This is a genomic window from Micromonospora sp. NPDC050980 (assembly GCF_040653835.1).
In the GTDB taxonomy this organism is placed as follows: domain Bacteria; phylum Actinomycetota; class Actinomycetes; order Mycobacteriales; family Micromonosporaceae; genus Micromonospora.
The window spans coordinates 116,588-141,047 of record NZ_JBFAGS010000007.1 but is presented as its reverse complement, the minus strand read 5'-3'; the positions used below and the strand labels follow the sequence as shown (position 1 = coordinate 141,047).

The window sequence follows — 24,460 nt, the reverse complement described above, 5'->3', positions numbered from 1 at the left end:
CCTATCCGGAGGGTGTGGCGCCGGTGATCCCGCTCAACACCTCGTCCACGCGCCTGGTGATCTGGTAGGCGACCTCGGGCAGGTCCGCGAGGTCGAGGCGGTCGGCCCGCAGCGCGAACTGGGCGTGCAGCTCGCGGGCCACCGCGTCGCGGATCTCGGTCTGGAGCGGGGTGAGACCGTCGGGATCACCCACCACGTATGCGTCGTCCATCCGCCGATCGTGACTCTCCACGGTGACGGCGTCGACCCGGCTCAGCCGCCGAACCAGCCGGGGACGTCGAGGCGGAACACGTCGGCGGGGACCATCCGGCGCAGGTCGTCCTCGATGGCCGCGACCCGGTCGGCGCCGAGTGTGGCCGCCCAGCGGTCGCGCATCTCGTCGAAGACCACCGCGGAGCGGTGCAGCCCGTCGTGGCCGCGGGGGGTCATTCGGACCAGCTTGCGGCGCGCGTCGGCGGGGTCGTCCACGCGTTCCAGGTAGCCGAGCGCGACCAGCCGGTCCACCGTCTTGCCGGCGGCCTGCTTGGAGACGCCCAGGCGTTGCCCGAGGTCGGAGGCGGTGGTGCCGGCGGGGCCGACGGCCTGGAGGACGAAGCCGTGCGCCGGGCGCAGCTCGGTGTGCCCGTGCCGGGCCAGCTCGGCGTGCAGGTCGTCGATGAGCGTGCGGAAGCCGGCGAGCAGCAGCAGCGGCAGCGCGAAGCCGGGACGGTCAGTTGCCATCTTCGACAACCACGTTTACTGTTTGGTCAACCACGTTGACCATCTTACGAGAGGGGACCGGAGATGTCGCGCTTCACCGCGTACGAGCCGGACACCGCGCCCGCCGCCGCCCGCCCGGTCATGGCCGGCGTCCACCGCAAGCTGGGCCACCTGCCCACCGCCGTCGGCCTGATGGCCGAATCACCGGAACTGCTCAAGGGCTTCCTCGCCGCCAACGCCGCGTTCGACGCCACCGACCTCGACCCGGTCGCCCGAGAGGTGGTCGTGCTGACCGTCGCCACCCGCAACGCATGCCACCTCTGCGTGGCCATGCACACCGCGACGCTCGCCCGGCTCGGCGGCGACCCCGCGCTCATCGACGCGCTGCGGGCCGGCGACCCGGTGCCCGAACCCCGGCTGGAGGCGCTGCGCCGGTTCACCGTCGCCGTGCTCGACCACCGGGGCGCGGTTCCGGACGCCGAGCTGGAGGCGCTGCTCGCCGCCGGCTGGCAGCCACGGCACGCGCTCGACGTCGTGCTCGGCGTCGGCACGTACACCATCTCGACGTTCGCGAACCGGCTCACCGCCGCGCCGCTCGACGAACCCCTCCGGGAGTACGCCTGGACGCCGGCCGCCTGAGGTGCGTGGTTAAGAAGGGGCCCCGCCTCTACCGAATGCGTTAAGCGGGGGCCCCTCCTTAGCCGCTGGGCCGGCGTGGGGCGGCCCAACCGAGGAAGCGTTCGTGCAACGCGCCGGGCTTCGGCGCGTCGTCCGGGTCGAGCCGGTACAGGTCCTCGACGGCGGTGTAGAGCATCCCGGCGAGATAGATGGACAACGCGACGCGGCTGTCCCCGTACTCGGACAGGAGGGTGAGCCGGGCGGCGCCGCACGGCCACGGGCCGCCGCAGGCCCGGCAGAGCCACAACGGCCGGTGCGGGTCGTGGCGTCGCGTCATCGCGCGCTCCCCTCCTCGTCGCAGGTCCGGGAAGCGGGGCCGACCTGCCGGCCGGCCCCGCCACGGTCTCGTCCGTCCTCTCGGGTCGGATCCGGGCGATTCCGTTGTGCACAGTCTGGTAACGGTGGGGCTACTCTCAGAAGGCTTTCGGTCGCCCTGTGTGCCGGTACGGGCTGCCGGTGAGGTCGGTGAGACGCGCGGACGCGACGGTGAGGAGGCGTGCGGGATGGACGAGCGCTTACAGGTGCTGATCGAGGAGCTGCGGCACATGCGGGCGGCCCGGCGGATGACCCAGGAGGATCTGGCGAAGGCGATCAGCTATTCGCCGTCGACGGTGGCGATGGTCGAGACCGGGGCACGCAAGCCGCCACCGGACTTCTGGGACCGGGCCGACGTGGCGCTCGACACCGGCGGCGCGTTCGGTCGGATGCTGACCCGCCTCGGGTCACCGCAGTGGATGCGGGAGTGGGAGGCCAACGAGCGGCAGGCCACCGTGCTCCGGTCGTACGAGAACACGGTGGTGCCCGGGCTGTTGCAGACGTCGGCCTACGCCCGCGCTCTGTTCCGCAGCGTCGGCCTGTTCGACGAGGCGGAGGTGGAGCGGCGGGTGGAGGCCCGGCTGGCGCGGCAGGCGGTGCTGACCGCCGACCGGCCGCCGCAACTCGTCGCGGTGCTCGACGAGCACGTGCTGCGCCGACCGGTCGGTGGCCCGCTGGTGATGCGGGAGCAGGTGTTGCGGCTGGTCAAGCTGGCCACCGAGCGCCCCCGGGTGCGGCTCCAGGTGGTGCCCGCCTCGGTCGGCGCGTATTCCGGTGTCTCCGGGGCGTTCGTGCTTGCTACGCTCGCCTCCGGGGAGGATGTCGCCTATCTGGACGACCAACTCAAGGGGCAGGTGATCGACCACACCGAGGACGTGCTGGCGGTCCGGTCGTCCTGGGAGTCGATCGAGGGGGAGGCGCTGCCGCCCCGGCAGTCGATGGCGGTGCTAGCGGAGGTGGCGGAGACATGGCGGACCTGACCGGCGCCCGGTGGCGCACCAGCACCCGGAGCAGCACCAACGGCGGCAACTGCGTCGAGGTGGCCGACAACCTTGCCGGCGTGGTCGGCGTACGCGACAGCAAGGACCGCGACGGCGGCGTGCTGGCCTTCCGCCCGGCCGCCTGGCGCGCGTTCGTCGAGTCGACCCGCCGGCGCTGAGCGCTCGTTAACCCTTGAGGAACGGCAGCAGCAGCGCGGCCAGCTTCGCCGGCTGCTCCTCGCACAGCCAGTGGCCGCAGTCCTCGACCACCGCACCGGTGACCGAGTCGGGATAGCGCCGGACCTGCTCGGCCACCGGGCCGCCCAGGCTGGCCTGCGCGCCGATGGCGAGCACTGGCATCGGCAGCTTCCTCCCCGGCCGGGTCGACCCCGGTCAGCAGCCGGTGCAGGTCGGCCGCGACCGTCTTCTTGTCGTACCCGCCCGGCGGGGCGTCGCTGTCACCGAAGCCGCGCAGGTCCGGGGCGACCACCCGCCCGACCTCCGTCCCGCGAAGCGGGTTGTTAACAGGGGGCCCCTCCTCTACCGGAGGCGTTAACAAGGGGCCCCTCCTTACACCGCGCAGCGGTGGGGGAGGATGGGGGCATGGCGCGTGGGTTCCCGTACGACGATCTCAAGGACTTCCTCGCGGCCCTGGAGCGCGCGGGCGAGCTGCGGCGGGTCAGCGTCCCGGTCGACCCCACGCTGGAGATGAGCGAGGTGGTCACCCGCACCGTCCGTGCCGCCGGGCCGGCCCTGCTGTTCGAGCGGCCCACCCGGGGCGAGATGCCGGTGGCGGTCAACCTGTTCGGCACCGAGAAGCGGATGGCCATGGCGCTCGGCGTCGAGCGGCTCGACGAGATCGGCGAGCGGATCGGCGAGCTGCTCAAGCCGGAGCTGCCGCAGGGCTTCGCCGGCATGATGGGCGGCCTCGGCAAGGTCATGCAGCTCAAGTCCATGCCGCCGAAGAAGGTGAAGACCGCCCCCTGCCAGCAGGTGGTCTACTCCGGCGACGACGTCGACCTCAACCGGCTGCCCGGGCTCCAGGTCTGGCCGGGCGACGGCGGGATCTTCCACAACTTCGGGCTGACCCACACCAAGCACCCGGAGACCGGCAAGCGCAACCTCGGCCTCTACCGGCTCCAACAGCACGGCCGGAACACGCTCGGCATGCACTGGCAGATCCACAAGAACTCCACCGCGCACCACGCCGTCGCCGAGCGGCTCGGGCAGCGGCTGCCGGTGGCGGTCGCCATCGGCGCCGACCCGGCGGTCGCCTACGCCGCCAGCGCGCCGCTCCCCGCCGACATCGACGAATACCTGTTCGCCGGCTTCCTGCGCGGCGAGCGGGTCGAGATGGTCGACTGCCTGACCGTCCCGTTGCAGGTGCCGGCGCACGCGCAGGTCGTGCTGGAGGGCTACCTGGAGCCCGGCGAGCGGCTGCCCGAGGGGCCGTTCGGCGACCACACCGGCTTCTACACGCCGGTCGAGCCGTTCCCGGTGCTGCACATCGAGACCATGACCACCCAGCGCGACCCGGTCTACCACTCGATCGTCACGTCCCAGCCGCCGCAGGAGGACCATGGCCTCGGCAAGGCCACCGAGCGGATCTTCGCGCCGCTGCTGCGGTTCCTGATCCCGGACATCGTCGACTACGACCTGCCCGCCGCCGGCGTCTTCCACAACTGCGCGATCGTGTCGATCCGCAAGCGCTACCCGAAGCACGCGCAGAAGGTGATGAACGCGATCTGGGGCGCGCACATGATGTCGCTGACCAAGCTGATCGTGATCGTCGACGAGGACTGCGACGTGCACGACTACTCGGAGGTCGCCTTCCGCGCCTTCGGCAACGTCGACTACGCCCGCGACCTGCTCCTCACCGAGGGGCCGGTGGACCACCTGGACCACGCCTCCTACCAGCAGTTCTGGGGCGGCAAGGCGGGCGTGGACGCCACCCGCAAGCTGCCCACCGAGGGCTACACCCGTGGCTGGCCGGAGGAGATGCGGATGTCCCCCGAGGTGGTCTCCCTGGTCGACAAGCGCTGGCAGGAGTACGGCATCCGATGACCGCGCTGGCGGAGCGGCCCGGCCGGGTCACGTCCTTCCTCAAACTCGTCGCGATCGAGCACTCGGTGTTCGCGCTGCCGTTCGCGTACCTGTCGGCGTTGACCGCCATGCAGGTGCACGGCGGGCGGGTGCGCTGGGCAGACCTGCTGCTGATCACCGTGGCGATGGTCGGCGCGCGGACGTTCGCGATGGCCGCCAACCGGATCCTCGACCGGCGCGTCGACGCCCGGAACCCGCGTACCGCGAACCGGGAACTCGTCACCGGGGCGGTGAGCGTGCGCACGGCGTGGACCGGCGCGGTCGTCGCGCTCGTGGTCTTCCTGGCCGCCGCCGCGCTGCTCAACCCGCTCTGCCTGGCGCTCGCCCCGCTGGCCGTGGTGCCGCTGGTGGTCTACCCGTACGGCAAGCGGTTCACCAACTGGCCGCACGCCATCCTCGCGGTGGCCCAGGCGGTCGGCCCGGTCGGCGCCTGGCTGGCGGTCACCGGCACGTTCGCCGGTTCCGGCCCGGCCTGGCTGCTCGGCGCGGCGGTCGGGCTGTGGATCGGCGGCTTCGACCTGATCTACGCCTGCCAGGACTCGGAGATCGACCGGGAGATCGGCGTGCACAGCGTCCCGGCCCGCTACGGCCGGCGCTTCGCGCTGCACGCCTCCACGGCCGCGCACGTGGTGACGTTCGCGCTGTTCATCTGGTTCGGCGCGCTCGTCGGCTTCGGTTGGCTCTGGTGGATCGGCCTGGCGCTCACCGCTGTCGCCTTCGCCTACCAGCACCTGGTGGTCAGCCCCACCGACCTGAGCAAGGTCAACCGGGCGTTCTTCACCGCCAACGGGTTCGTCGGCATCGCGTTGTTCCTGCTCGCCCTGCTCGACCTGGTGGTCCGGCTCGACCTGCGCCCCTGACCGGGCCGGACGGCGCTCGCCCGGTCGGCCGCGCACCCGGTCAGGGCGTCGCCGCGGCCGGGTAGCGGGCGCTCTCCAACGTCCAGTCGACGGTGCCGCGCACCGCGGCGGCCACCCCGTCGAGATGCGCGGTGACCGCCTCGTCCAACGCCGGCCCGAACGACGGCACCGCCGCGCGCGACGCCATGAAGCGGCTCATCTCGGCCCGCCAGTGCCCGGCCACCAGATCCACCGCGACCGGCAACGGCACGCCCCGCTCACCGGCCACCGCGAGCACCAGGTTGTGCCCGCCGCCGGTCGACAGGTCGCGTCCCAGTGACGCGATGTCGTTGAACCAGGAGAGCAGGTCGTTGGCGAGATCGGCGTGCCGGCGCAACGCCGGATGGTGGTAGACCGCGTCGGGCAGCGGCCGGCGGGCGGCGAACTCGATCAGCGGGTACGACACGTTGGCCGCCGAAGTGGCCCGGCGCAGCCGCACGTACTCGGCGACGCCGGGCGGCCGGCCGGCCGACGTCGCCGCGGCCTCGCGGGCGACGCCGTCGAGGTGGTCGGCCACGGCGTCGGCGAACCGCAGCCGCCAGCGTGCCGGCATCCGGTGGCGCGGCTCCCGCCACGCCTGCACCAGCAGCCGGCGCAGCGGCCCGGAGAAGCCGGGGTGACGGGCCCGGGGGCCGTCGCGGAGCAGCGCGAGCGCCCCGTCGCGCAGCGCGCGGATCTGCGCCGGGGCCAGCCGGTCCGGGCCGTCGCAGGCGTCGTCGACCAGGAAGAACCAGGTGAACAGCGCGGTGAGCACCCGCAGGTCGGGTTCGGCGGCGTCCGGGTAGAGCCGTCCCGCATAGCGGGCGAAGCCGGCCCGGGCCAGCCGGCGGCGGGTGCCCGGGTCCAGCGGCAGGTCGAGGCGGTCGAGCCGATCGACCAGCCACCCCTGCACCTCGTCCGCGTAGGGCGAGAGTCGAGGCGGGACGGGACAGTCGGAGCGCAGCGCACGCAGCACCGCAGCCGTCATCACCGAGCCCTTCCGTGCAGGGGGATCGCCGGACAGCAGAATCCCACGTCACGGGAAGCCCCGTCGACCCGTCGGACATGTGGCCTGGCAGGCTTACTGCCATGCGCGAACCATGGGTGGTGGGCGTCTCCGGCGCCTCCGGGACCCCGTACGCGGCGGCGGTGGTCCGGGGCCTGCTCGACGCCGGCCAGGCGGTGGACCTGATCGTCTCCCGGGCGGCCCGGTTGACCGTCCTCGACGAGACCGGCCGGCCCTTCCGGGACGCGCACTGGGCCGAGGACCTCACCGCCTGGCTCGACCGGGATCTCACCGGGGCGGACCTGCGGCACTGGCCCGCCGGTGACCTGGCCGCCGGCCCGAGCAGCGGCTCCTACCGGGTACGCGGCATGGCGGTCGTGCCGGCCAGCACCGCGGCCTGCGCCGGCATCGCCATCGGGCTCTCCAAGGACCTGCTGCAACGCGCCGCCGAGGTGAACCTGAAGGAACGCCGGCCGGTCGTGGTGGTGCCCCGGGAGACCCCGGTGACGCGCAGCCACCTGGAGCATCTCATCGCGTTGCACGACGCCGGCGCCGTGGTGCTGCCGGCCAGCCCCGGTTTCTACGGTGCCGGGGCGGCGGCCTCCGCCGGGCAACTCGTCGACTTCGTGGCCGGCAAGGTGCTCGACGCGCTCGGCGTCCGGCACACGCTGTTCCGGCGCTGGTCCGGTCAACTGGCCGCGGCCCGCCGGGACGTCGACCCGGCCTGACCGTACGGCCCGCGACCGGTCGGGGCGCGGCCCGGCCCACCCGGCCGCACCGCGCCCCGATCGCTTCAGTACATGCCGGCGTTCGCCGGGCCGGGGCCGGTCGAGGCGGTCGGGCCCATGTTGCGTGCCTTGCCCATGTCTTCCGCCTCGTCCAGCATGCCCTCCCCCTCAAGCAGGGCCCGCACCTCGGATTCCCGAAACCGGCGATGCCCGCCTGGAGTCCGGATGCTGCCGATCCGGCCGGCCGCTGCCCATCTGGTCACGGTCTTCGGGTCAACCCGAAACAGCGCAGCGACCTCACCCGGTGTCAGCAGGCGATCTCCAGTGTCCACAGCCCCCTCCTCGCGTCGACGAAGCCCCCGGCTGAACACACTGCCCCCGGCCGGTGCGAGCCCAGAGCCGTCATGAGGGACGTATGGCAATTACAGCACCAGCGAACGGGCGTGTCCGCCAAACGCGAAAAACGCACACAGTGGGAAAGTTAGTAAATGGTACCGGCGTAGAACCCCCGTGACCGCGCGTTTGTGAATGGCGACGTGACGTCATGTTCAACGGGTGCCGACCACGTCCGGTCACGCCCAAAAGGATAGGGTCACTCTCCGTGGACACGATCGACCTGAGCCTCGTGGAGTTGCTGCGCGGCAACGCCCGCCTGTCCTACGCCGAGCTGGCCCGGCAGGTCGGCCTCTCCGCACCCGCCGTGCACGAGCGCGTCGGCAAGCTGGAAGCCGGTGGGGTGATCCGCGCCTACCGGGCCGAGGTCGAGCCGGAAGCCATCGGGCTCGGCGTCACCGCGCTGATCGGCATCGTGGAGGACTCCGACGCGGACACCGACGACGTGCTGGAGTCGTTCCGCCAGATCCCCGAGATCGAATCCTGCTACTTCATGGCCGGAGTCGAGTCCTTCCTGCTCAAGGCGCGGGTGGGCACCATCGCCGAGCTGGAACAGCTCATCGTGCGGCTGAACCGGATCCCGGGGGTCGCCTCCACCCGCACCGGCATCGCCCTGTCGACCAAGTGGGAGAACCGCCCCCAGCCGCTCGAACTCCCGGCCACCTGACCCCTGGCCGGACCGCGGTGCCGGCGGTTAACGTGCGCCGATGACGACATCGCGGGGCGCCGCCGTGGTGACCGGGGCGGCCGGCGGCCTGGGCCGGGCGCTCGCCGCCGCGCTGCACGCCGACGGCTGGCCGGTGCTGCTGACCGACGTCGACGCCGACGCGGCGGCCGACACGGCCGGGCCGCTGGGCGGCTGGTCCCGCCCCCTCGACGTACGCGACGAGGACGCCTGCGCCGCGGTGGCCGCCGAGGCGGCCGGCACACCGGGCGGGCTCGGCCTCTGGGTGAACAACGCCGGCATCCTGGTCACCGGCCCCTCCTGGGCGCACGACGCGCCGACCCGACGCCGGGTGGTGGAGGTCAACGCGCTCGGCGCGATGAACGGCACCCTGGCCGCCGTGGCGGTCATGCGGGCGCAGGGCCACGGGCACGTGCTCAACGTCGTCTCGCTGGCCGGGCTGATCGCCGCGCCCGGTGAGACCGTCTACGCGGCCAGCAAGCACGCCCTGCTGGCGTTCAGCCTCGGCACCCTCACCGACCTGCGGATGGCCGGTGTCCGCGGCGTACACGTGTCGTGCCTGTGCCCGGACGGGATCTGGACGCCGATGCTGCACGACAAGCTCGACGACCCCGGCGCGCTGGCCTCCTTCACCGGGTCGCTGCTCACCCCCGAGCGGGTCGCCGCCCGGGCGGTCCGGCTGGCCCGCCGGCCCCGCCCGGTGGTCAGCCTGCCACGCTGGCGCGGCGCGCAGGTGCGGCTGCTCGACGCGTACCCCCGGCTCGCCCTGGCCCTGACCCCGGTGGTGCGGGCCGCCGGCCGGGCCGGGCAGCGCCGGCAGGCCCGCCGGGTCCGGCCGGAGGCGAGCCCACCTCGCTTGTAACGTTGCCGGCGTGACTCATCTCGACCGGTGTGACGAGGCCGGCCGGCGCTGGCTGACCGAGGCGATCGCCACGGTCGAGGCGGACGCCAACCGCTCCGCCGACACCCACCTGCTGCCCTTCCCGCTGCCCCGGGACTGGGGCATCGACCTCTACCTCAAGGACGAGTCGGTGCACCCGACCGGCTCGCTCAAGCACCGGCTGGCCCGGTCGCTGTTCCTCTACGGCCTGTGCAACGGCTGGATCTGCCGCGACACCACAGTCGTCGAGGCGTCGTCCGGGTCGACAGCGGTCTCCGAGGCATACTTCGCGCGGATGCTCGGGCTGCCGTTCATCGCCGTCATGCCCGCCTCCACCTCCCCGGAGAAGATCGCCCAGATCGAGTTCCAGGGCGGGCGCTGCCACCTGGTCGACGACCCGGCCGAGGTGGTGGTCGAGGCGCGCTGGCTGGCCGAGGACACCGGCGGGCACTACATGGACCAGTTCACCTACGCCGAGCGGGCCACCGACTGGCGGGGCAACAACAACATCGCCGAGTCGATCTACGCCCAGCTCGCGCTGGAGCGGCACCCGGTGCCGGCCTGGATCGTGGTGGGCGCCGGCACCGGCGGCACCAGCGCCACCATCGGCCGGTACGCCCGCTACCGCCGGTTGCCCACCAAACTGTGCGTGGTGGACCCGGAGAACTCCGCGTTCTATCCGGCCTGGCAGGCCGGTGACTGGTCGGTGCGCACCGATCGCGGGTCCCGCATCGAAGGCATCGGCCGGCCCTGCGTCGAGCCGTCCTTCCTGCCCAGCGTGGTCGACCGGATGGTGCAGGTGCCGGACGCCGCGTCACTGGCCGCGATGCGGGCCGGCTCGGCCGTGCTCGGCCGCCGGGTGGGCGGCTCCACCGGCACCAACCTCCACGGCGCGTTCGGGCTGATCGCGGAGATGCTCGCCGCCGGCCGGACCGGTTCCGTGGTCACCCTTATCTGCGACCCGGGCGACCGCTACGCCGACACCTACTATTCCGACGAGTGGGTGGCCGCGCAGGGCCTCGACCTTGCCCCGCACCTCGCCGCCGTCGACCGGTTCCTGACCGACGGCACCTGGCCGGCCTGAGCGGTCAGCGGGCGCCGGCCCGCTCGGCGAGCCCCGGGTAGCGCACCACAAAACCGTCCGGGTCGACCTCCAGGTCGGCACTGAAGGTGCCGCTGGCGTAGCGGACCCGGCCCGGGCCGAGCGAGGTGTAGACCTGCTCGGCCGGCACCACGGCCAGGCCGGGCAGCAGCACCCAGGCGACCGTCACGCCGGTGGCCAGGTCGGCGGGGAGCCGGCCCAGCCCGATCCGGCGGATCGGCAGCGTGTTGGTCAGCGGGGAACCACCCAGGTCGACGTCGAGCGCCTCGGCCAGCCGGTCCGGGTCGTCCGTGCCGGGCAGGCCCGCCGGCGGGTGCCCGGCCGCGCTCAGCGCCGCGTCCAGGTCGCCCTCCTCACCGGTACGCACGCGCCACCCGTCGCGGCCCCGCTCCAGGCGTACGCTCCGCGCCCAGCCGGCGCCCTCCGCGTCGACCTCCAGCCGGTTTGTCGACCAGTCGCGCGCGATCGTCAGACGGTATCGGCAGGTGTAGGGGATCGGGTCGACCGCCAGCGCCACGCCCTGCGCGGTGAGCCCCTCACGGTCGTCGAGCACCACGTGCTCGGAGCCGGCGGTGTCGGTCCTGGTCCAGAAGAGCGACTTCGGCATGGACCGGACCTTACGCGAGCCGGCGGCCACCGGCAGCGGATGCGCGATGCTGCCCTGTCTTGCCCCGCGCGGGTAGAACGACATCAGGGCCCTTGGCACCTTCAGCCGGGCCGGACATCGGCTCCGGGGTGCCCGGGCGCGGGCGTCCCGGACAGACGCGCTGCCGCCGCCGAGCGGATGCTTGGCGGCGGCAGCGGTTGGGCGCGCTCGGATCAGTGGGTACGCGCGGGCGGACGCCCGCCGAACCCGCGCCGGTCGTCCCGGCCCCGCCCCTCGGTCCGGAAACCGCCCCGGCGCTCGGCCGGACGCGCGTCACCCCGGTCACCGAAACGCCGCTCGGCGTGCGGGCGGTCCTCCTGACGCCGGTCGCCGAAGCCGCGCGAGCCGCCCGGCCGGTCGTCGTACCGCCGCTCGTCCCGGTCGTTTCCGCGGCCGGCGGCCGGCCGCTGCCGGTCCCCGTACGGCCGGTCGGCCCGCTCGCCGAAGCGCCGGTCGTCGCCGCGCTGGCCGCCGAAGCGCTCGCCGCGCTGGCTACGGTCGCCGGTCCCCCGTTCGCCGAAGCGCTCGCCCCGCTCGCCGAAGCCCCGGTCGTCGAAGCCCCGGTCGTCGCGGCGCTCCGGTCGTCCGAAGCGGCGCTCGCCGCCGGACCGCTCGCCCGAGTAGCGCTCGCCGGCAGGCCGGTCGCCGAACCGGCGGTCACCACCGTGGTCCGCGAACCGGTCACCGGACCGCTCACCTGCGGGCCGGTCGCCGAACCGGCGCTCGCCACGGCCGTCACGGTCGCCGAACCGGCGCTCGCCACGGTCGGCGAAGTCGCGCCCGCCCCGTTCGCCGTCGAAGCCCCGGCTGTCGCGGTCGAAGCCCCGGCCGTCGCGATTGGAGCCCCGGCCGTCGCGGTCGAAGCCCCGGCCGTCGCGATTGAAGCCCCGGCCGCCGCGGTCGGAACCCCGGCCGTCGCGGTCGCCGAAGCGGCGCGAGCCGCCACCGCGCCGCGGCTCCGGCTCGTCCCGCACCGGTTGGCCGCTGGGCTCGCGCGCCCCGGTCAGCTCGGCCAGCGCCTCGTCGCCCGCGCGGACCCGCGCCTGGGACGGCTCGACGCCCGCCTTCTCCAACATCGCCATCGTGGTCCGCCGCTGCTTCGGCAGGACCAGGGTCGCCACCGCGCCGGACTCGCCGGCCCGCGCGGTGCGGCCGGCCCGGTGCAGGTAGTCCTTCGGATCCTTCGGCGGGTCCACGTGCAGCACCAGCGAGACGCCGTCGACGTGGATGCCACGGGCCGCCACGTCGGTAGCGACAAGCACGTTCGTCCGGCCCTCGCGGAACTCCGCAAGCGTCCTGGTGCGCATCCGCTGGGTCTTGCCGCCGTGCAGGCCACCGGCCCGCACGCCGACCGCGGCGAGCTGCTCGACCAGCCGGTCGACGCCGAGCTGCGTCCGGGCGAAGACCATGGTGCGGCCGTCGCGGGCGGCGATCGACGCCGTGACCGCGAACTTGTCGTGCGGCGGGATCAGCAGCAGGTGGTGATCCATGGTGGACACGGCGGCCGTCGCCGGAGCGGTCGAGTGCGTGACCGGGTCGGTCATGAATCGCTTGACCAGCGCGTCGACGTCGTTGTCCAGAGTGGCCGAGAAGAGCAGCCGCTGGGCGTCCGCCGGAGTCTTCGCCAGCAGCTCGGTGACCTCGGGCAGGAAGCCCATGTCGGCCATCTGGTCGGCCTCGTCCAGCACCGTGACCTCGACGTCGTCGAGCCGGCAGACACCGCGTGCGATCAGGTCGCCGAGCCGCCCCGGGGTGGCCACCACGATCTCCACGCCCCGGCGCAGCGCGTCGATCTGCCGGTCGTACGGCACGCCGCCGACGGCGGTCTTCAGGAAGATGCCGACCGCCTTGCCGAGCGGCACCAGCGCATCGTTGACCTGCATGGCCAGCTCGCGCGTGGGGACCAGGACCAGGGCGCGGGGGTGCAACGGCCGGGCCCGGTTGCGCTCGGCGAGCCGGCCGATCACCGGGAGGCCGAAGGCGAGCGTCTTGCCCGAGCCGGTCTGGCCCCGGCCCAGCACGTCGCGGCCGGCCAGCGCGTCCGGCACGGTGGCCCGCTGGATCTCGAACGGGGTGGTGATGCCCTGCCGGGCGAGCGCCTCGACAAGCGGCCGGGGCAGGCCGAGCGAGGCGAAGTCGGTGGTGTCGATGGTCGGGTCGAGGGACGGGGACGTGCCGGAGGCAGCGAAGGTGGTCAAGAGTTGCCTTTCGAGCGGGGCGCATCTTCGCGATGGCCCGCCGCGGCACCGTTACGCCGTCGAATCGCCCGCAAGATCGCCCATGGGCGCGCAGTCGGCACGCCGGGTCAGTGATCCCGACAAGTGTACGGCGATTCGCCGACACGGCCATCGCAGCGCGCGGTCGTAGTGGGCGGGCTCACCCCGTCAGCGGGTCAGCGTCGAACCGGTCAGCCCGCTTAGGGCGTCGTTGGCCAGGAAGACCACGAGCAGACTGATGGCGATCAGCACCGTCAGCGCGACAGCCAGCACGATGATGACCTTGGTGTTGCGGGCCCGGGCGGTCGGGGCGTCCTCCGACCAGCCCTGGGCCAGGATGTGACCGGTCAGCGAACCGGTGGTCTCGGCCGGGCCGCCCTGCGGGAGGGAGACGGTGGCGAAGCCGGGTCCCTCCGTGCCGCCGTACACGGTCGATGCCAGGTCCTGACTGCCCGGCTGGGGGCGTACCGGACGGGTGGCCTCGACGTCCCGGGTGGTGGCGGCCGGCGGCGGCCAGGTCGGCAGCGCCGGTGCCGGCACCACCGGCGGCGAGGGTGGGGGCGACGCGAATGCGCCGGCCCAGGCGGGCGGCTTCCCGGCGGCACCCGCCATGGCCGGCGGCGGCGGGAACGGCGGTGCCGGCATCGGACCCGGCGGCGGCACCGGTGGTCCCGGTGGCGGCACGGGCGGCCCGGGCACCGGCGGGATCGGCCCGGGTTGGTACGGCCCGGGCTCCGGCGACGGCGCGGGCACCGGCGGGGTGGGCACCGGCGGGGTCGGGCGGAGCGGCGGCTCCGGCTCGGGGACCGGCGGGGCGGGCGACGGGGGCGTCGGACCGGGCACCGGGGTCGGTGCCGGCTCGGGCTCGGGCCCGTGCGGTGTCGGCGGCTGCGCCGGCTCCGGCGGTTGAGCGGGCTCCGGCGGCTCGGGGTCGACCGGGCCGGCCCGGTAGACCTTCGCGGCGGCGGGAAGGGCCGGCATCGAGACCGCGACCTCGTCGGCGGACACCCGGCTCTGGCCCGGCACCGCCGCGCTCGCGCGGGCCGCCGGTGGGTCGGTGCGCGGTGCGGGGGTGACCCGCCCCCCGAAGGGGTCGTCCGGCTGGTTCGCCGCGGGCCCGCCGCCCGGTCGACCGTCCGGCTCCCGCGGCGCGGGCACCTGGGCGGAGCCGGAGATCCGCGACGCCGGCACGACCGTCTCCGAGCCGCCGCTGGGCGCGGCCGCACCGGCGTCGCCCCGAGCGGGTGTCGGCTGGCCGGCCGCGTCGCCGGTGGTCGTGGACGTCAGGGCCGGCGCGGCGGCGGTCGGCGCGGGGAGGGCGGCCGGTCCCAGGTCGGCCGGGTTCGGGTCGTGCAGGTTCGCCTGGGCCGGGACCGGTGAGGGCGCCGATCGGCCGGCCTCGGGCTCGGCACGGGGGGTCGCGAGGTCGCCGGCCGGGCTGTCGGTGCGCGCCGGCTGGTCGGCGTCGCCCGGCGCCGGACGCTCGGCGGCTGCGAAGGCGGACCAACTGGACGGCGGGACGGTCGCTCCGGGGCGTCGCCGGTCGAGCGGAGGCGCGGCCTCCGCCGCGGCGCCGGCCCGATAGGTGGTGGCGGTGGCCGGCGGCCCGGGACGTTCCCCGTCCGACGGCGGCGGGACGGCCACGCCGGCCACACTGACCCGGGCCCGTGCCACGGCCACCGGCGCCGGCGGGCGCTCGTCGGCGTCGCCGACGGGATCGGGCGTGGCTCCCGGGTGGACCGTCTCCGCCGGAACCTCGTGCTCGCCCATCTCGCCCTCCGCACCCACGCTCGCCCCCGACCGTGGCGCCGGCCGGAAGTGCCTGGATCTCACCGTGCCACATTCCGGCCCGGGAGCACAGCCGGAGTGGACGGTTGGGGTCAGCCGGCGCTGGTCGGGCTCGCGGAGCTGCTGCCGGTCGGCTTGGCCGCGCTCTCGGTCGGCTTCGCGGCGCTTTCGGTCGGCTTGGCCGCGCTTTCGGTCGGCTTCGCGGCGCTGCTCGACGGCGCGGCGCTCTCGGTCGGCTTCGCCGAGGTCGTGCTCGGCTCCGCCGTGGCGGTCGCGGTCCGGCTCGGCGACGGGCTCGGCGACTCGGACGGGCTCGTCGTCGGCGTCGGCGTGGTGCTCGTCGACGGGGTCGGCGACGGGCTGGACCCGGTCGGGGTGGGCTTCGGTGTGCCGGTGGGCTCGGGTGTGCCGGTGGGCTTGGGTGTGCCGGTGGGCTTCGGCGTGCCCGTCTTCGTCGGTTTCGGTGTCGGCTTCGGCGGGTTGGTCGGCACGGTCGGGACCGGCACGGGCGTGGCCGGGGCCGGCACGGCGCCCACCACCCGCGTCGCGGCGTAGAGCCGGGACCAGCGAACCACGGAGATCTTCACCACGTCGCCGGTCCGGGGCGCCTCGACCATCTTGCCGTTGCCGACGTACATGGCGACGTGGTGGATGCTGGTCCAACTGCCGCTCGAGGCGAAGAAGAGCAGGTCGCCGGGGAGCAACGCATTCGGGCTGACGGTGCGCGACCGGGTCGCGAAATACTGGTCCCGGGAGACTCGCGGCAGGCCCCGGTAGCCGGCGGCCTGGTAGGAGGCGAGCATCAGGCCCGAGCAGTCGAACCGGTCCGGCCCTTCCGCCGCCCAGAGGTAGGGGTCGCCGAGCTGGGCCAGGGCATAGCGCACGGCGTCGAGCGCCCGGGGGTCGGCGACCAGGCCGTTGATGCTCTGGCTGACGACGTACGGGTTGCCGCGCTGCTGCTCGGCGGCGTCCTCCTGGCGCTCGATGTCGAGCAGCTTGGCGGCATTGTCCCGGCGCAGCTTGAGCAGAGCCGCTTCCTGCTTGTGCAGGTCCGTCTCGATGCGGGTGAACTCCGCGGTCTTCTCGGTGACCCGTCGCTGGACCGAGGCGTGGGCCTCGCGGGCGACCCGCTCGTCGTCGGTGGCGCGGAGCAGTTCGCCGGTCAGCGAGGTGCTGGCGCCCTCGGCCTTGTCGCCCCGGGTGATCCGCTGGAGGTCGCTGAACTGGCGCAGGCTGACGCCGAACTCGCCCGGCGGCAACGCGGCGTCGGCCTTGACCGCGTTGGCGGCGGCGCTTTTGGCGTTCTCCTGGGCCCGGGTGAGGGCGGCCTGGGCGTCCGTGAGCCGGCTGGTGGCCGTGGTCAGCTCGGCCTGGGCCGCGTCGCGCTCGCCCTTGATCCGAAGCAGGTCGTCGCCGAGTTGGGCGACCCGGGCGTCGACCTGGTTGATCTGCGCGATCAGCGGGCCGTCCGCGGGGTTGCCGACACCGGTCGTGGCGCCCGGCCGGCCCGTCGCGCCGCCGGGGACCGGGGCGCCGGGAACGGCGCCCGCCCCGGTGGGCAACTGGAGGGTGCCGGTGACCTGCGGCCGGGAGCCGGTGCGGGGGATGGTGTCGGGCAGCGGATCGGCCCATGCGGGGGTGGCGAGCGCCGCAGCCGCGACCGCCCCGAGCAGAGCGGACCAGAGCGCCGGGCGCAGCACCGGCGAGATCACCGGTGGTCGGCCTCGTCGCCGTCGGGCCTTGGTGCTGTCGACCATTCCGCTCCCCGTCCGAGCTGGTGCGCCTCGCGCCTGTGGGCGTGCTGAGACAGGACGGCCCCGGTGTGTGTTCCGTCCCACTCTTGTCTTACCTCACCGACGCAGCGATGTCGATGTGCGGAGGGTGACGGCTGGTGAACTGGGTCGCTGCGGTCGACCGCGTCGGCGGACCGCCCGAGTCGCGACGTACGCTCGATCGGGACCCCAGGTGGAAGGACGTGGCTGTCGGATGGACGCCGGACTCAAGCGTGAGCTCGAAGCGAAGGTCTACGCGGGGGAGCGGCTGACCCGCTCCGACGGCATCGCGCTCTATGCGAGCGACGACCTGACCTGGTTGGGCCGGCTGGCTCACCACAAGCGCACCGAACTCAACGGCGACCGGGTGATGTTCAACGTCAACCGGCACCTCAACCTGACGAACGTCTGCTCCGCGTCGTGCGCATATTGCTCTTTCCAGCGCAAGCCGGGCGAGAAGGACGCCTACACGATGCGGATCGACGAGGCGGTCCGGAAGGCCAAGGAGATGGAGGACGAGCAGCTCACCGAGCTGCACATCGTCAACGGCCTGCACCCGACGCTGCCCTGGCGCTACTACCCCAAGGTGCTGCGCGAGCTGAAGGCCGCGCTGCCGAAGGTCAACCTCAAGGCGTTCACCGCGACCGAGGTGCAGTGGTTCGAGAAGATCAGCGGGCTCACCGCCGACGCGATCCTCGACGAGCTGATGGACGCCGGGCTGGAGTCGCTGACCGGCGGTGGCGCGGAGATCTTCGACTGGGAGGTCCGGCAGCACATCGTCGACCACGCCTGCCACTGGGAGGACTGGTCGCGGATCCACGCGCTGGCCCACTCGAAGGGGATGAAGACGCCGGCGACCATGCTCTACGGCCACATCGAGGAGCCCCGGCACCGGGTCGACCACGTGCTGCGGCTGCGCGAGCTCCAGGACGAGACCGGTGGCTTCCAGGTCTTCATCCCGCTGCGCTACCAGCACGACTTCGTCGATTCGGCGGACGGCAAGGTCCGTAACCGGATCCAGGCCCGCACGACGATGGCCTCGCCGGCCGAGTCGCTCAAGACGTTCGCGGTGTCCCGGCTGCTGTTCGACAACGTCCCGCACGTGAAGTGCTTCTGGGTCATGCACGGGCTGTCGGTGGCCCAGCTCTCGCTCAACTTCGGCGTGGACGACCTGGACGGCTCGGTCGTGGAATACAAGATCACCCATGACGCCGACTCGTACGGCACGCCGAACACCATGCACCGCGACGACCTGCTCCACCTGATCTGGGACGCGGGCTTCCGCCCGGTGGAGCGCAACACCCGCTACGAGACCGTCCGCGAGTACGACGCCGCGCCGTCGATGGCCGAGCGTCGTTCCGAGCCCCAGCAGGTCTGGGCCTGACCTCGGCGATGGGCGCCCAGGAGCAGCAGCGAGCCTTCCCCCGGCGGGACGCCGAGGGACGCATCCTCACGCTGGGCGACCTGCTCGGCGTGACGCTCGCCGGCCTGGTGATCGGCCTGCTGGCGCTGCTGCTCTTCGAGTGGGCGTTCGCCGCCGTGGGTGCCGGCGGGTTCGGGCGGACCAACGGCTGGCTGGCGGTGATCCTGCCGCTCTGGCTGTTCTGGGACGACTTCCGGGCCTGGGAGTTCGGCGCCGCCCGGGTGCTGGCCGCGCTGGTCGGTGTCGGGGTCGGCGTGCTGGCCGGGCTGGTGGCGGCCGGGCTGGCCGCCGGTCTGCCGCCGCTGTTCACCGGCGCGCTGGCCGCGGCGGTGTTCACCGTGGTCTACGCGGTCATCTGGTTTCATGGCGTGCACTGGCTGGCCCGACGGACGGGCTGAGGCACGGAGAGAGTGGGAAATCGGGCATGAGCGCGGCGGTCAAGTACACGCTGGGCCGGGTCGGGCTGTTCGTCGGTGTGCTGGCGGCCCTCTGGTTCGTCGAGATGAACATGTTCCTCCGGTTGATGCTGGCGCTGGTCTCCTCCGCCGCGCTGTCGTTCTTCCTGCTCCGGGGCTGGCGGGACGAGATGGCCGGGGAGATGGCCGAGGCGTCGGAGCGGCGTCGCGCGGAGAAGGACCGGCTGCGTTCCGCGCTGGCCGGCGACGACCAGCCCACCGACGCTCCGGGCGAGCCCCGAGGCTGAGTGGTGAGAAGGGGCCCCCTCTCTACACCAGGCGTTAAGAAGGGGCCCCTCCTTTCACCTCACCAGTTGGTGGAGTTGGGGGCGGTGGGCCACCGCCGGTCGAGCGGCTTGATCAGGTACGCGATGCCGCCGGAGCCGGAGGCCACCGTCCCGTTGTCCCGGTACCGCATGGTGCGCAGCCAGATCTGCTCGAACTGCTCACGCTGGTAGACGTTGCGGACCGCCTCGTTCGAGGAGGAGGCCGGGTCGTTGACGATCACGTCGCCGTCGGCGGTGAAGCCGACGATCACGAACAGGTGCCCGGAGGTGCCGTAGTTGGCGCCGTCCAGTTCGCTGGCGAGGAACGACTGCGACGTGACCACCGGAATGCCCGCCCTGATGAACCGTTCCGCCTCGTCCAGCGAGTGCAGCCGGGTGACCCGCGCCTCCAGGCCTGGGAAGCTCGCCGCGTACGCGGTGTTGAACGGCCAGTTGCCGGCGCCGTCGTACTCGTGGTCGTAGGTCATCCGGGCGGCGTGGTCGACGGTCGGGTCAGCGTAGGCGGGGTCGACCCAGGCGGTGTCCTCCGTCGAGGGCTTGCGGCCCCAGTACTCGACGACCATCTCGGTGGAGGTGGGTGAGCACCAGGCCTCGCCGCCGCCGTCGTACTCCGGGTACTCGCCGACGTGGACGTTCTGCGAGTAGCGGGGCACGGCCAGTTCGGTGCCCCAGGCGATGCCGCCGCGGCTCGGCGGGACGGTGAACCGGTCCGGCACGTTCGAAGCCATCGCGCCGAGCATCCGCACCTGGGGCGCGGCGGCCTGGCCGGGCGCGCGGTAGAGCGTCAGCCGGAGCTGGTACGAGCGCAGCAGCACCCCGGCCGCCGCGTCGTCGATGGAGAACGTGTCGGTCCAGATGCTCGACCAGGGGTCACCCTGGCCGTCCAGGGTGGCCCGCTTGATGTCCTGGTCGCCGGAGGCCCAGCGGCCCATGACGTACCACGGGGTGTGCTCCCCGGTGTTGTAGGTGCCGTTCAGCTCGACCTGGATCCAGGTGCCGGCGGGGGTGCTGGCGTTCCACGACGCGACCAGCTCGGTGGCGTCGAACCCGATCCGCCGCTGCGGCGAGGTCCAGGTGGCGTACTCCCAGGTGCGGGTGACGCCGGTGTGCTCGTCGGTGAATTCGGTGGTGCCGGCCGGCCGGCCGATGGTCAGCGCGGGGTGCCGGCCCGGCACGGCCCGGGTGCCCTGGTGGGAGCCGCCCCGCCAGTCGGGGTACCGGGAGAACTCCTGGAAGGTGATCTGCTCGTCGTGCGTGACGCCCGGCCGGGCGCGGTGCGCCTGGGCGGGTGCGGTGGTGCCGAGGAGGGTGAGCGCGGTCAGGCCGGCGAGGGCGACCGTGCGCAGGGGGCTTCCGAACATGGCAGCTCCATGGGGAGACGGCATCGTTGCCGTTCACTGTCGCGCTTGGCGGGAAGTTTCGCCAGACGTTCAGGCATGGAAAATGATTGCCGGCGTGAGGATCCGGTCGGGATGGATAAGGAGAACGATGAATGTTGATATGACCATGTGACTCCTGGTGAAGTGTGCGGACAACGGGATCTCCCCGTACCCGAGGAGGTTTTCCATGGCCTTCGGCATGCTCCCGCTCCGCCGACGGGTGGCGCTCGTCGCCACCGTCGGCCTGACCCTCGTCGTCGCCGCCGCCGGGCCCGCCGGCGCCCGCCCCACCCCGGACCGGGCCGGTGAGCCGGCCGTCGCCTACCGGGTACTCGGGCCGCGCACCGCCGCCGACCGCACCGCGGTCGCCCACACCGGCGCCGCGATCGACTACTCCGAACACGGAGTGCTGCACGTCACGGCGAGCACCGCCGAGGCCGCCGCGATCACCCGGCTCGGCTTCCGGCTGGAGAAGGACGTCGCCCCGGCGCCGGCCGGCGGCGCCACCGCCTACGCCTTCCCGCCCGCCGACTCCAACTACCACGACTACGCCGAGCTGACCACCGTCGTGAACCAGGTGGTCGCCGACCACCCGTCGATCGCCCGCAAACTCAGCATCGGCACGTCCTACCAGGGCCGGGACCTGATGGCCGTGAAGATCTCCGACAACGTCGGCACCGACGAGAACGAACCGGAGATCCTGTTCAACGCGCAGCAGCACGCCCGCGAGCACCTGACCGTCGAGATGGCGATCTACCTGCTCAACCTCTTCACCGACAACTACGGCAGCGACTCCCGGATCACCAACATCGTCAACTCCCGGGAGATCTGGATCGTCCCGACGGTCAACCCCGACGGCAGCGAGTACGACATCGCCACCGGCTCCTACCGCTCCTGGCGCAAGAACCGGCAACCCAACAGCGGCTCCTCGTACGTCGGCACCGACCTGAACCGCAACTGGAGCTACCAGTGGGGCTGCTGCGGCGGCTCGTCCAGCTCGAAGTCCTCGTCGACCTACCGCGGGCCGTCCGCCTTCTCCACCCCCGAGACCGCCGCGCTGCGCAACTTCGTCAACAGCCGCGTCGTCGGCGGGGTGCAGCAGATCAAAGCGAACATCGACTTCCACACCTACTCCCAGCTGGTGCTCTGGCCGTACGGCTACACGTACAGCAACACCGCCACCGGGATGAACGCCGACCAGTACGACACGTTCGCCACCATCGGCCGGCAGATGGCCGCGTCCAACGGCTACACGCCGGAGCAGTCCAGCGACCTCTACATCGCCGACGGCACCAGCATCGACTGGATGTGGGGCACCCACAAGATCTGGGCGTACACCTTCGAGATGTACCCCGGCTCGGCCTCCGGCGGCGGCTTCTACCCGCCCGACGAGGTGATCCCGGCGCAGACCTCGCGCAACCGGGACGCCGTGCTGACGCTGTCCGAGTACGCCGACTGCCCGTACCGGGCGATCGGCAAGCAGAGCCAGTACTGCTGACCTCACCGCCGAGGTGGGGACCCCGGTTCCACCCCCGCCGGGGTCCCCACCCACCCTCCCGTCCGGACGATCTCCGCTGGTCGTGCGCTACCGTGTCACCGACCGTGCCACAGCGAAGCCGGTGCGAAACCGGCGCTGTCCCGCAACTGTGATGCCCCGTACGCGCGGCGTCGGCCTCCCGCCGGCGCCGACGGACGTGGGACGAGCCAGGTCGCCTGCGGCCGGTCGCGACACGCGCTCTCGAGGAAGGGCGCCTCGCGGACGGGCCTTCCCACCTGTCGGCGAAGCACCACGCTCCTCGACCGACAGGAGGACCGATGACCCGCCGTACCCCCCGGCTCTTCGCCGCCGCGCTCGCCGCCGGCGTGCTGCTTCTCGGTGGCTGCGCCGAGAAGACCTCGAACGACACCCCCGCCGCCGGCGCCTCGGGCGGCGCCTTCCCCGCGAGCGTCGGCGACCTGACGCTTGCCGAGCGCCCCGAGAAGATCGTCTCGCTCTCGCCGACCTCGACCGAGATGCTCTTCGCCATCGGTGCCGGCAAGCAGGTCACCGCCGTCGACGACCAGTCGAACTACCCGGCGGACGCACCGAAGAGCGACCTTTCCGGCTACCAGCCGAACGCCGAGGCGATCGCCGCGAAGAGCCCCGACCTGGTGCTGCTCGCCAACGACACCAACAAGATCGTCAGCCAGCTCGTCGCGCTGAAGATCCCGGTCCTGCTCACCCCGGCGGCGACCACGCTCGACGACACCTACCGGCAGCTCACCGACCTGGGCACGCTCACCGGGCACCAGGCCGAGGCGGGCGCCGTGGTGCGGAAGATGACCGACGACATCACCGCGCTCACCAAGGACCTGCCCAAGCGCGCCGAGAAGCTGACCTATTACCACGAGCTGGGCCCGGAGCTGTACACCGCGACCAGCAAGACCTTCATCGGCACCATCTACGCGCTCGCCGGCCTGGAGAACATCGCCGACCCGGCCGACGCCGACGGCAAGAGCGGCGGCTACCCGCAGCTCTCGCAGGAGGTCATCGTCAAGGCCGACCCCGACTTCATCTTCCTCGCCGACACCAAGTGCTGCCAGCAGAGCGCCGACACGGTCAAGGCCCGCAGCGGCTGGGCCGGCATCACCGCGGTCAAGAACAACCAGATCGTGGCGCTCGACGACGACATCGCCTCGCGCTGGGGCCCGCGCGTGGTCGACCTGCTGCGGGCAATCGTTGACGCCACCGCCAAGGTCCCGGCCTGACCGTGGCCGTACGACCGGCGGAATCCGTGCCGGCCGGGGCCGCCGACGCGCCCCGGCCGGCCGGCCGCCCGCCCCGACCTCGCCGGGGCCCGGCCCGCGCCGACGCGCCGGTCCGGCCGGCCGGGCTGCGCACCCGCTGGCTGCTCGCCGGCGTGGCGGCGGTGCTGCTGGCGCTGGTGGCCGGTGTCTCGTTCGGCCCGGTCGGGCTGCCACCCGGCAGCGTCGCCGCCGAATTGCTCAACCTGCTGCCCGGGGTGCACCTGGACAGCGGTCTCACCGAGCGGGAGATCGCCATCGTCACCGAGCTGCGGCTGCCCCGGGTCGTGCTCGGCCTGCTCGTCGGCGCGCTGCTCGCCCTGGCCGGGGGCTGCTACCAGGGTGTCTTCCGCAACCCGCTGGCCGACCCGTACCTGCTCGGCGTCGCCGCCGGGGCCGGGCTCGCGGTCACCGCGGCGATCGTGCTCGGCGCCGGGGCCGGCGGGGCACTCACCGGGCTGCCGGTGACCATCCCGCTCGCCGCGTTCGTCGGCTCGCTCGGCGCGGTCGCGATGACGTACCTGCTCGGCGCCGCCGGCGGCCGGGACCGGTCACCGGCGACGCTGATCCTGGCCGGGGTCGCGGTGTCGGCGTTCCTCGCCGCCGGCCAGACCTACCTGTTGCAGACCCACTCCGACAGCCTCCAGCAGGTCTACTCCTGGCTGCTCGGCCGGCTCTCCACCGCCGGCTGGCACGACGTGCTGCTGGTCCTGCCCTACTTCCTGCTCACCGCCGTGGTGGTGCTCGCGCACCGGCGCGAGCTGGACGTGCTCTCCCTCGGCGACGACGAGGCCACCAGTCTCGGGCTGCACCCGCAGCGCTCCCGCTACCTGCTGATCGCCGCCGCCTCGCTGGGCACCGCCGCCGCGGTCTCCGCCTCCGGCCTGATCGGCTTCGTGGGCATCATCGTGCCGCACACCGTCCGGCTGCTCGCCGGTTCCAGCCATCGGGTGGTGCTGCCGCTGTCGATGCTCTTCGGCGGCGCGTTCCTGGCGTTGACCGACGTGGTCGCCCGGACCGCCGCCGCTCCCGCCGAGATCCCGATCGGCGTGGTCACCGCGCTGCTCGGCGGCCCGTTCTTCGTCCTGATCCTGCGGACCGCCCGCGGGGTGCGTTCGTGAGCGCGAGGAGTGAGCCGGGTTTGCGAGCCCCGCAGTCGCGAGCCCGGGGTGCGTTCGTGAGCGCGAGGAGTGAGCCGGGTTTGCGAGCCCCGCAGTCGCGAGCCCGGGGTGCGTTCGTGAGCGCGAGGAGTGAGCCGGGGTA

General features: G+C 73.2%; 25 protein-coding genes, 1 pseudogene and 1 riboswitch. Of the genes and pseudogenes, 15 read left to right on the top strand and 11 right to left on the bottom strand.

Annotated features, from left to right (window positions below):
- Position 1: 1 nt before the first annotated feature.
- Both AB0H28_RS13840 and AB0H28_RS13835 read right to left on the bottom strand, forming a co-directional pair.
- Complete coding sequence (locus AB0H28_RS13840) at positions 2 to 211, bottom strand: hypothetical protein (RefSeq protein WP_358038586.1); 210 nt, start codon at positions 209 to 211, stop codon at positions 2 to 4.
- 41 nt (positions 212 to 252) lie between these two features.
- On the bottom strand, positions 253 to 720 hold the full coding sequence (locus AB0H28_RS13835; protein ID WP_358038583.1) for a MarR family transcriptional regulator: 468 nt from the start codon (positions 718 to 720) through the stop codon (positions 253 to 255).
- 63 nt (positions 721 to 783) lie between these two features.
- Between AB0H28_RS13835 and AB0H28_RS13830 the strand changes: the two genes are divergently transcribed.
- Positions 784 to 1,338, top strand: coding sequence for a carboxymuconolactone decarboxylase family protein (locus tag AB0H28_RS13830; RefSeq protein ID WP_358038580.1), 555 nt, complete (start codon positions 784 to 786; stop codon positions 1,336 to 1,338).
- A gap of 58 nt (positions 1,339 to 1,396) precedes the next feature.
- Here AB0H28_RS13830 and AB0H28_RS13825 read toward each other — a convergent pair whose 3' ends face one another.
- Positions 1,397 to 1,654 (bottom strand): hypothetical protein, encoded by a 258-nt coding sequence (locus AB0H28_RS13825; protein WP_278108326.1) that lies wholly within the window; start codon positions 1,652 to 1,654, stop codon positions 1,397 to 1,399.
- A 226-nt stretch (positions 1,655 to 1,880) separates the two neighbouring features.
- On the opposite strand from AB0H28_RS13825, the gene AB0H28_RS13820 reads away from it, so the two are divergent.
- Positions 1,881 to 2,672 (top strand): helix-turn-helix transcriptional regulator, encoded by a 792-nt coding sequence (locus AB0H28_RS13820; protein ID WP_358038576.1) that lies wholly within the window; start codon positions 1,881 to 1,883, stop codon positions 2,670 to 2,672.
- Complete coding sequence (locus AB0H28_RS13815) at positions 2,660 to 2,851, top strand: DUF397 domain-containing protein (RefSeq protein ID WP_358038573.1); 192 nt, start codon at positions 2,660 to 2,662, stop codon at positions 2,849 to 2,851. The genes AB0H28_RS13820 and AB0H28_RS13815 overlap by 13 nt, the downstream gene beginning before the upstream one ends.
- Positions 2,852 to 2,858: 7 nt before the next feature.
- Here the strand turns inward: AB0H28_RS13815 and AB0H28_RS13810 are convergent, their stop codons facing one another.
- Complete coding sequence (locus tag AB0H28_RS13810) at positions 2,859 to 3,032, bottom strand: alpha/beta hydrolase (RefSeq protein WP_358038571.1); 174 nt, start codon at positions 3,030 to 3,032, stop codon at positions 2,859 to 2,861.
- Between the two features lie 243 nt (positions 3,033 to 3,275).
- Between AB0H28_RS13810 and AB0H28_RS13805 the strand changes: the two genes are divergently transcribed.
- Both AB0H28_RS13805 and mqnP read left to right on the top strand, forming a co-directional pair.
- Positions 3,276 to 4,736: a menaquinone biosynthesis decarboxylase gene (locus tag AB0H28_RS13805; protein WP_358038568.1), complete on the top strand. Its 1,461-nt coding sequence runs from the start codon at positions 3,276 to 3,278 to the stop codon at positions 4,734 to 4,736.
- Positions 4,733 to 5,635 carry a menaquinone biosynthesis prenyltransferase MqnP gene (gene mqnP / locus AB0H28_RS13800; protein WP_358038565.1) on the top strand — a complete coding sequence of 301 codons (903 nt, stop codon included), beginning with the start codon at positions 4,733 to 4,735 and terminating at the stop codon, positions 5,633 to 5,635. The genes AB0H28_RS13805 and mqnP overlap by 4 nt, the downstream gene beginning before the upstream one ends.
- A 40-nt stretch (positions 5,636 to 5,675) precedes the next feature.
- Here the strand turns inward: mqnP and AB0H28_RS13795 are convergent, their stop codons facing one another.
- Positions 5,676 to 6,641: a terpene synthase gene (locus AB0H28_RS13795; RefSeq protein ID WP_358038562.1), complete on the bottom strand. Its 966-nt coding sequence runs from the start codon at positions 6,639 to 6,641 to the stop codon at positions 5,676 to 5,678.
- A 101-nt stretch (positions 6,642 to 6,742) separates the two neighbouring features.
- Between AB0H28_RS13795 and AB0H28_RS13790 the strand changes: the two genes are divergently transcribed.
- The gene (locus AB0H28_RS13790) at positions 6,743 to 7,387 is read left to right on the top strand and encodes a UbiX family flavin prenyltransferase (protein ID WP_358038559.1); all 645 of its coding nucleotides are present in this window, start codon (positions 6,743 to 6,745) and stop codon (positions 7,385 to 7,387) included.
- 65 nt (positions 7,388 to 7,452) lie between these two features.
- On the opposite strand, the gene AB0H28_RS13785 is transcribed toward AB0H28_RS13790, so the two are convergent.
- The gene (locus AB0H28_RS13785) at positions 7,453 to 7,719 is read right to left on the bottom strand and encodes a BldC family transcriptional regulator (protein WP_013473529.1); all 267 of its coding nucleotides are present in this window, start codon (positions 7,717 to 7,719) and stop codon (positions 7,453 to 7,455) included.
- Positions 7,720 to 7,988: 269 nt separating this feature from the next.
- Between AB0H28_RS13785 and AB0H28_RS13780 the strand changes: the two genes are divergently transcribed.
- Genes AB0H28_RS13780 through AB0H28_RS13770 form a run of 3 tightly spaced genes read left to right on the top strand, consistent with a single transcriptional unit; the run spans position 7,989 to position 10,429 of the window.
- Positions 7,989 to 8,447, top strand: coding sequence for an Lrp/AsnC family transcriptional regulator (locus AB0H28_RS13780; protein ID WP_358038556.1), 459 nt, complete (start codon positions 7,989 to 7,991; stop codon positions 8,445 to 8,447).
- A gap of 40 nt (positions 8,448 to 8,487) precedes the next feature.
- Entirely contained in the window at positions 8,488 to 9,327 is an 840-nt protein-coding gene (locus AB0H28_RS13775; RefSeq protein WP_358038553.1) for an SDR family oxidoreductase, read from the top strand.
- Between the two features lie 10 nt (positions 9,328 to 9,337).
- Positions 9,338 to 10,429 (top strand): PLP-dependent cysteine synthase family protein, encoded by a 1,092-nt coding sequence (locus tag AB0H28_RS13770; RefSeq protein WP_358038550.1) that lies wholly within the window; start codon positions 9,338 to 9,340, stop codon positions 10,427 to 10,429.
- 4 nt (positions 10,430 to 10,433) lie between these two features.
- Here AB0H28_RS13770 and AB0H28_RS13765 read toward each other — a convergent pair whose 3' ends face one another.
- The 4 genes from AB0H28_RS13765 to AB0H28_RS13750 form a co-directional block, all read right to left on the bottom strand.
- Positions 10,434 to 11,054, bottom strand: coding sequence for a putative glycolipid-binding domain-containing protein (locus tag AB0H28_RS13765; protein ID WP_358038547.1), 621 nt, complete (start codon positions 11,052 to 11,054; stop codon positions 10,434 to 10,436).
- A gap of 212 nt (positions 11,055 to 11,266) precedes the next feature.
- The gene (locus AB0H28_RS13760) at positions 11,267 to 13,291 is read right to left on the bottom strand and encodes a DEAD/DEAH box helicase (protein ID WP_358038543.1); all 2,025 of its coding nucleotides are present in this window, start codon (positions 13,289 to 13,291) and stop codon (positions 11,267 to 11,269) included.
- Between the two features lie 186 nt (positions 13,292 to 13,477).
- A complete protein-coding gene (locus AB0H28_RS13755; RefSeq protein ID WP_358038540.1) occupies positions 13,478 to 15,079 on the bottom strand; it encodes a hypothetical protein in 1,602 nt (533 codons plus the stop codon).
- A gap of 110 nt (positions 15,080 to 15,189) precedes the next feature.
- Positions 15,190 to 16,854, bottom strand: a complete 1,665-nt coding sequence (locus tag AB0H28_RS13750) for a C40 family peptidase (protein ID WP_358038538.1) — start codon at positions 16,852 to 16,854, stop codon at positions 15,190 to 15,192.
- Between the two features lie 229 nt (positions 16,855 to 17,083).
- On the opposite strand from AB0H28_RS13750, the gene mqnE reads away from it, so the two are divergent.
- Genes mqnE through AB0H28_RS13735 form a run of 3 tightly spaced genes read left to right on the top strand, consistent with a single transcriptional unit; the run spans position 17,084 to position 18,995 of the window.
- Positions 17,084 to 18,253 carry an aminofutalosine synthase MqnE gene (gene mqnE, locus AB0H28_RS13745; protein ID WP_358038535.1) on the top strand — a complete coding sequence of 390 codons (1,170 nt, stop codon included), beginning with the start codon at positions 17,084 to 17,086 and terminating at the stop codon, positions 18,251 to 18,253.
- Between the two features lie 8 nt (positions 18,254 to 18,261).
- Positions 18,262 to 18,690, top strand: coding sequence for a hypothetical protein (locus tag AB0H28_RS13740; protein ID WP_358038532.1), 429 nt, complete (start codon positions 18,262 to 18,264; stop codon positions 18,688 to 18,690).
- Positions 18,691 to 18,716: 26 nt separating this feature from the next.
- Positions 18,717 to 18,995, top strand: coding sequence for a DUF4229 domain-containing protein (locus AB0H28_RS13735; RefSeq protein ID WP_358038529.1), 279 nt, complete (start codon positions 18,717 to 18,719; stop codon positions 18,993 to 18,995).
- Between the two features lie 59 nt (positions 18,996 to 19,054).
- On the opposite strand, the gene AB0H28_RS13730 is transcribed toward AB0H28_RS13735, so the two are convergent.
- Positions 19,055 to 20,395, bottom strand: coding sequence for a C39 family peptidase (locus tag AB0H28_RS13730; protein ID WP_358038527.1), 1,341 nt, complete (start codon positions 20,393 to 20,395; stop codon positions 19,055 to 19,057).
- 205 nt (positions 20,396 to 20,600) lie between these two features.
- Here AB0H28_RS13730 and AB0H28_RS13725 point away from each other — a divergent pair.
- The 3 genes and pseudogenes from AB0H28_RS13725 to AB0H28_RS13715 form a co-directional block, all read left to right on the top strand.
- Positions 20,601 to 21,908, top strand: a pseudogene (locus AB0H28_RS13725) (M14 family metallopeptidase); the annotation flags it as partial.
- Positions 21,909 to 22,028: 120 nt separating this feature from the next.
- Positions 22,029 to 22,122, top strand: a riboswitch (cobalamin riboswitch).
- 106 nt (positions 22,123 to 22,228) lie between these two features.
- Positions 22,229 to 23,161 carry an ABC transporter substrate-binding protein gene (locus AB0H28_RS13720; RefSeq protein WP_358038524.1) on the top strand — a complete coding sequence of 311 codons (933 nt, stop codon included), beginning with the start codon at positions 22,229 to 22,231 and terminating at the stop codon, positions 23,159 to 23,161.
- A 125-nt stretch (positions 23,162 to 23,286) separates the two neighbouring features.
- A complete protein-coding gene (locus AB0H28_RS13715; protein WP_358039034.1) occupies positions 23,287 to 24,318 on the top strand; it encodes an iron ABC transporter permease in 1,032 nt (343 codons plus the stop codon).
- The last annotated feature ends 142 nt before the right edge of the window (positions 24,319 to 24,460 follow it).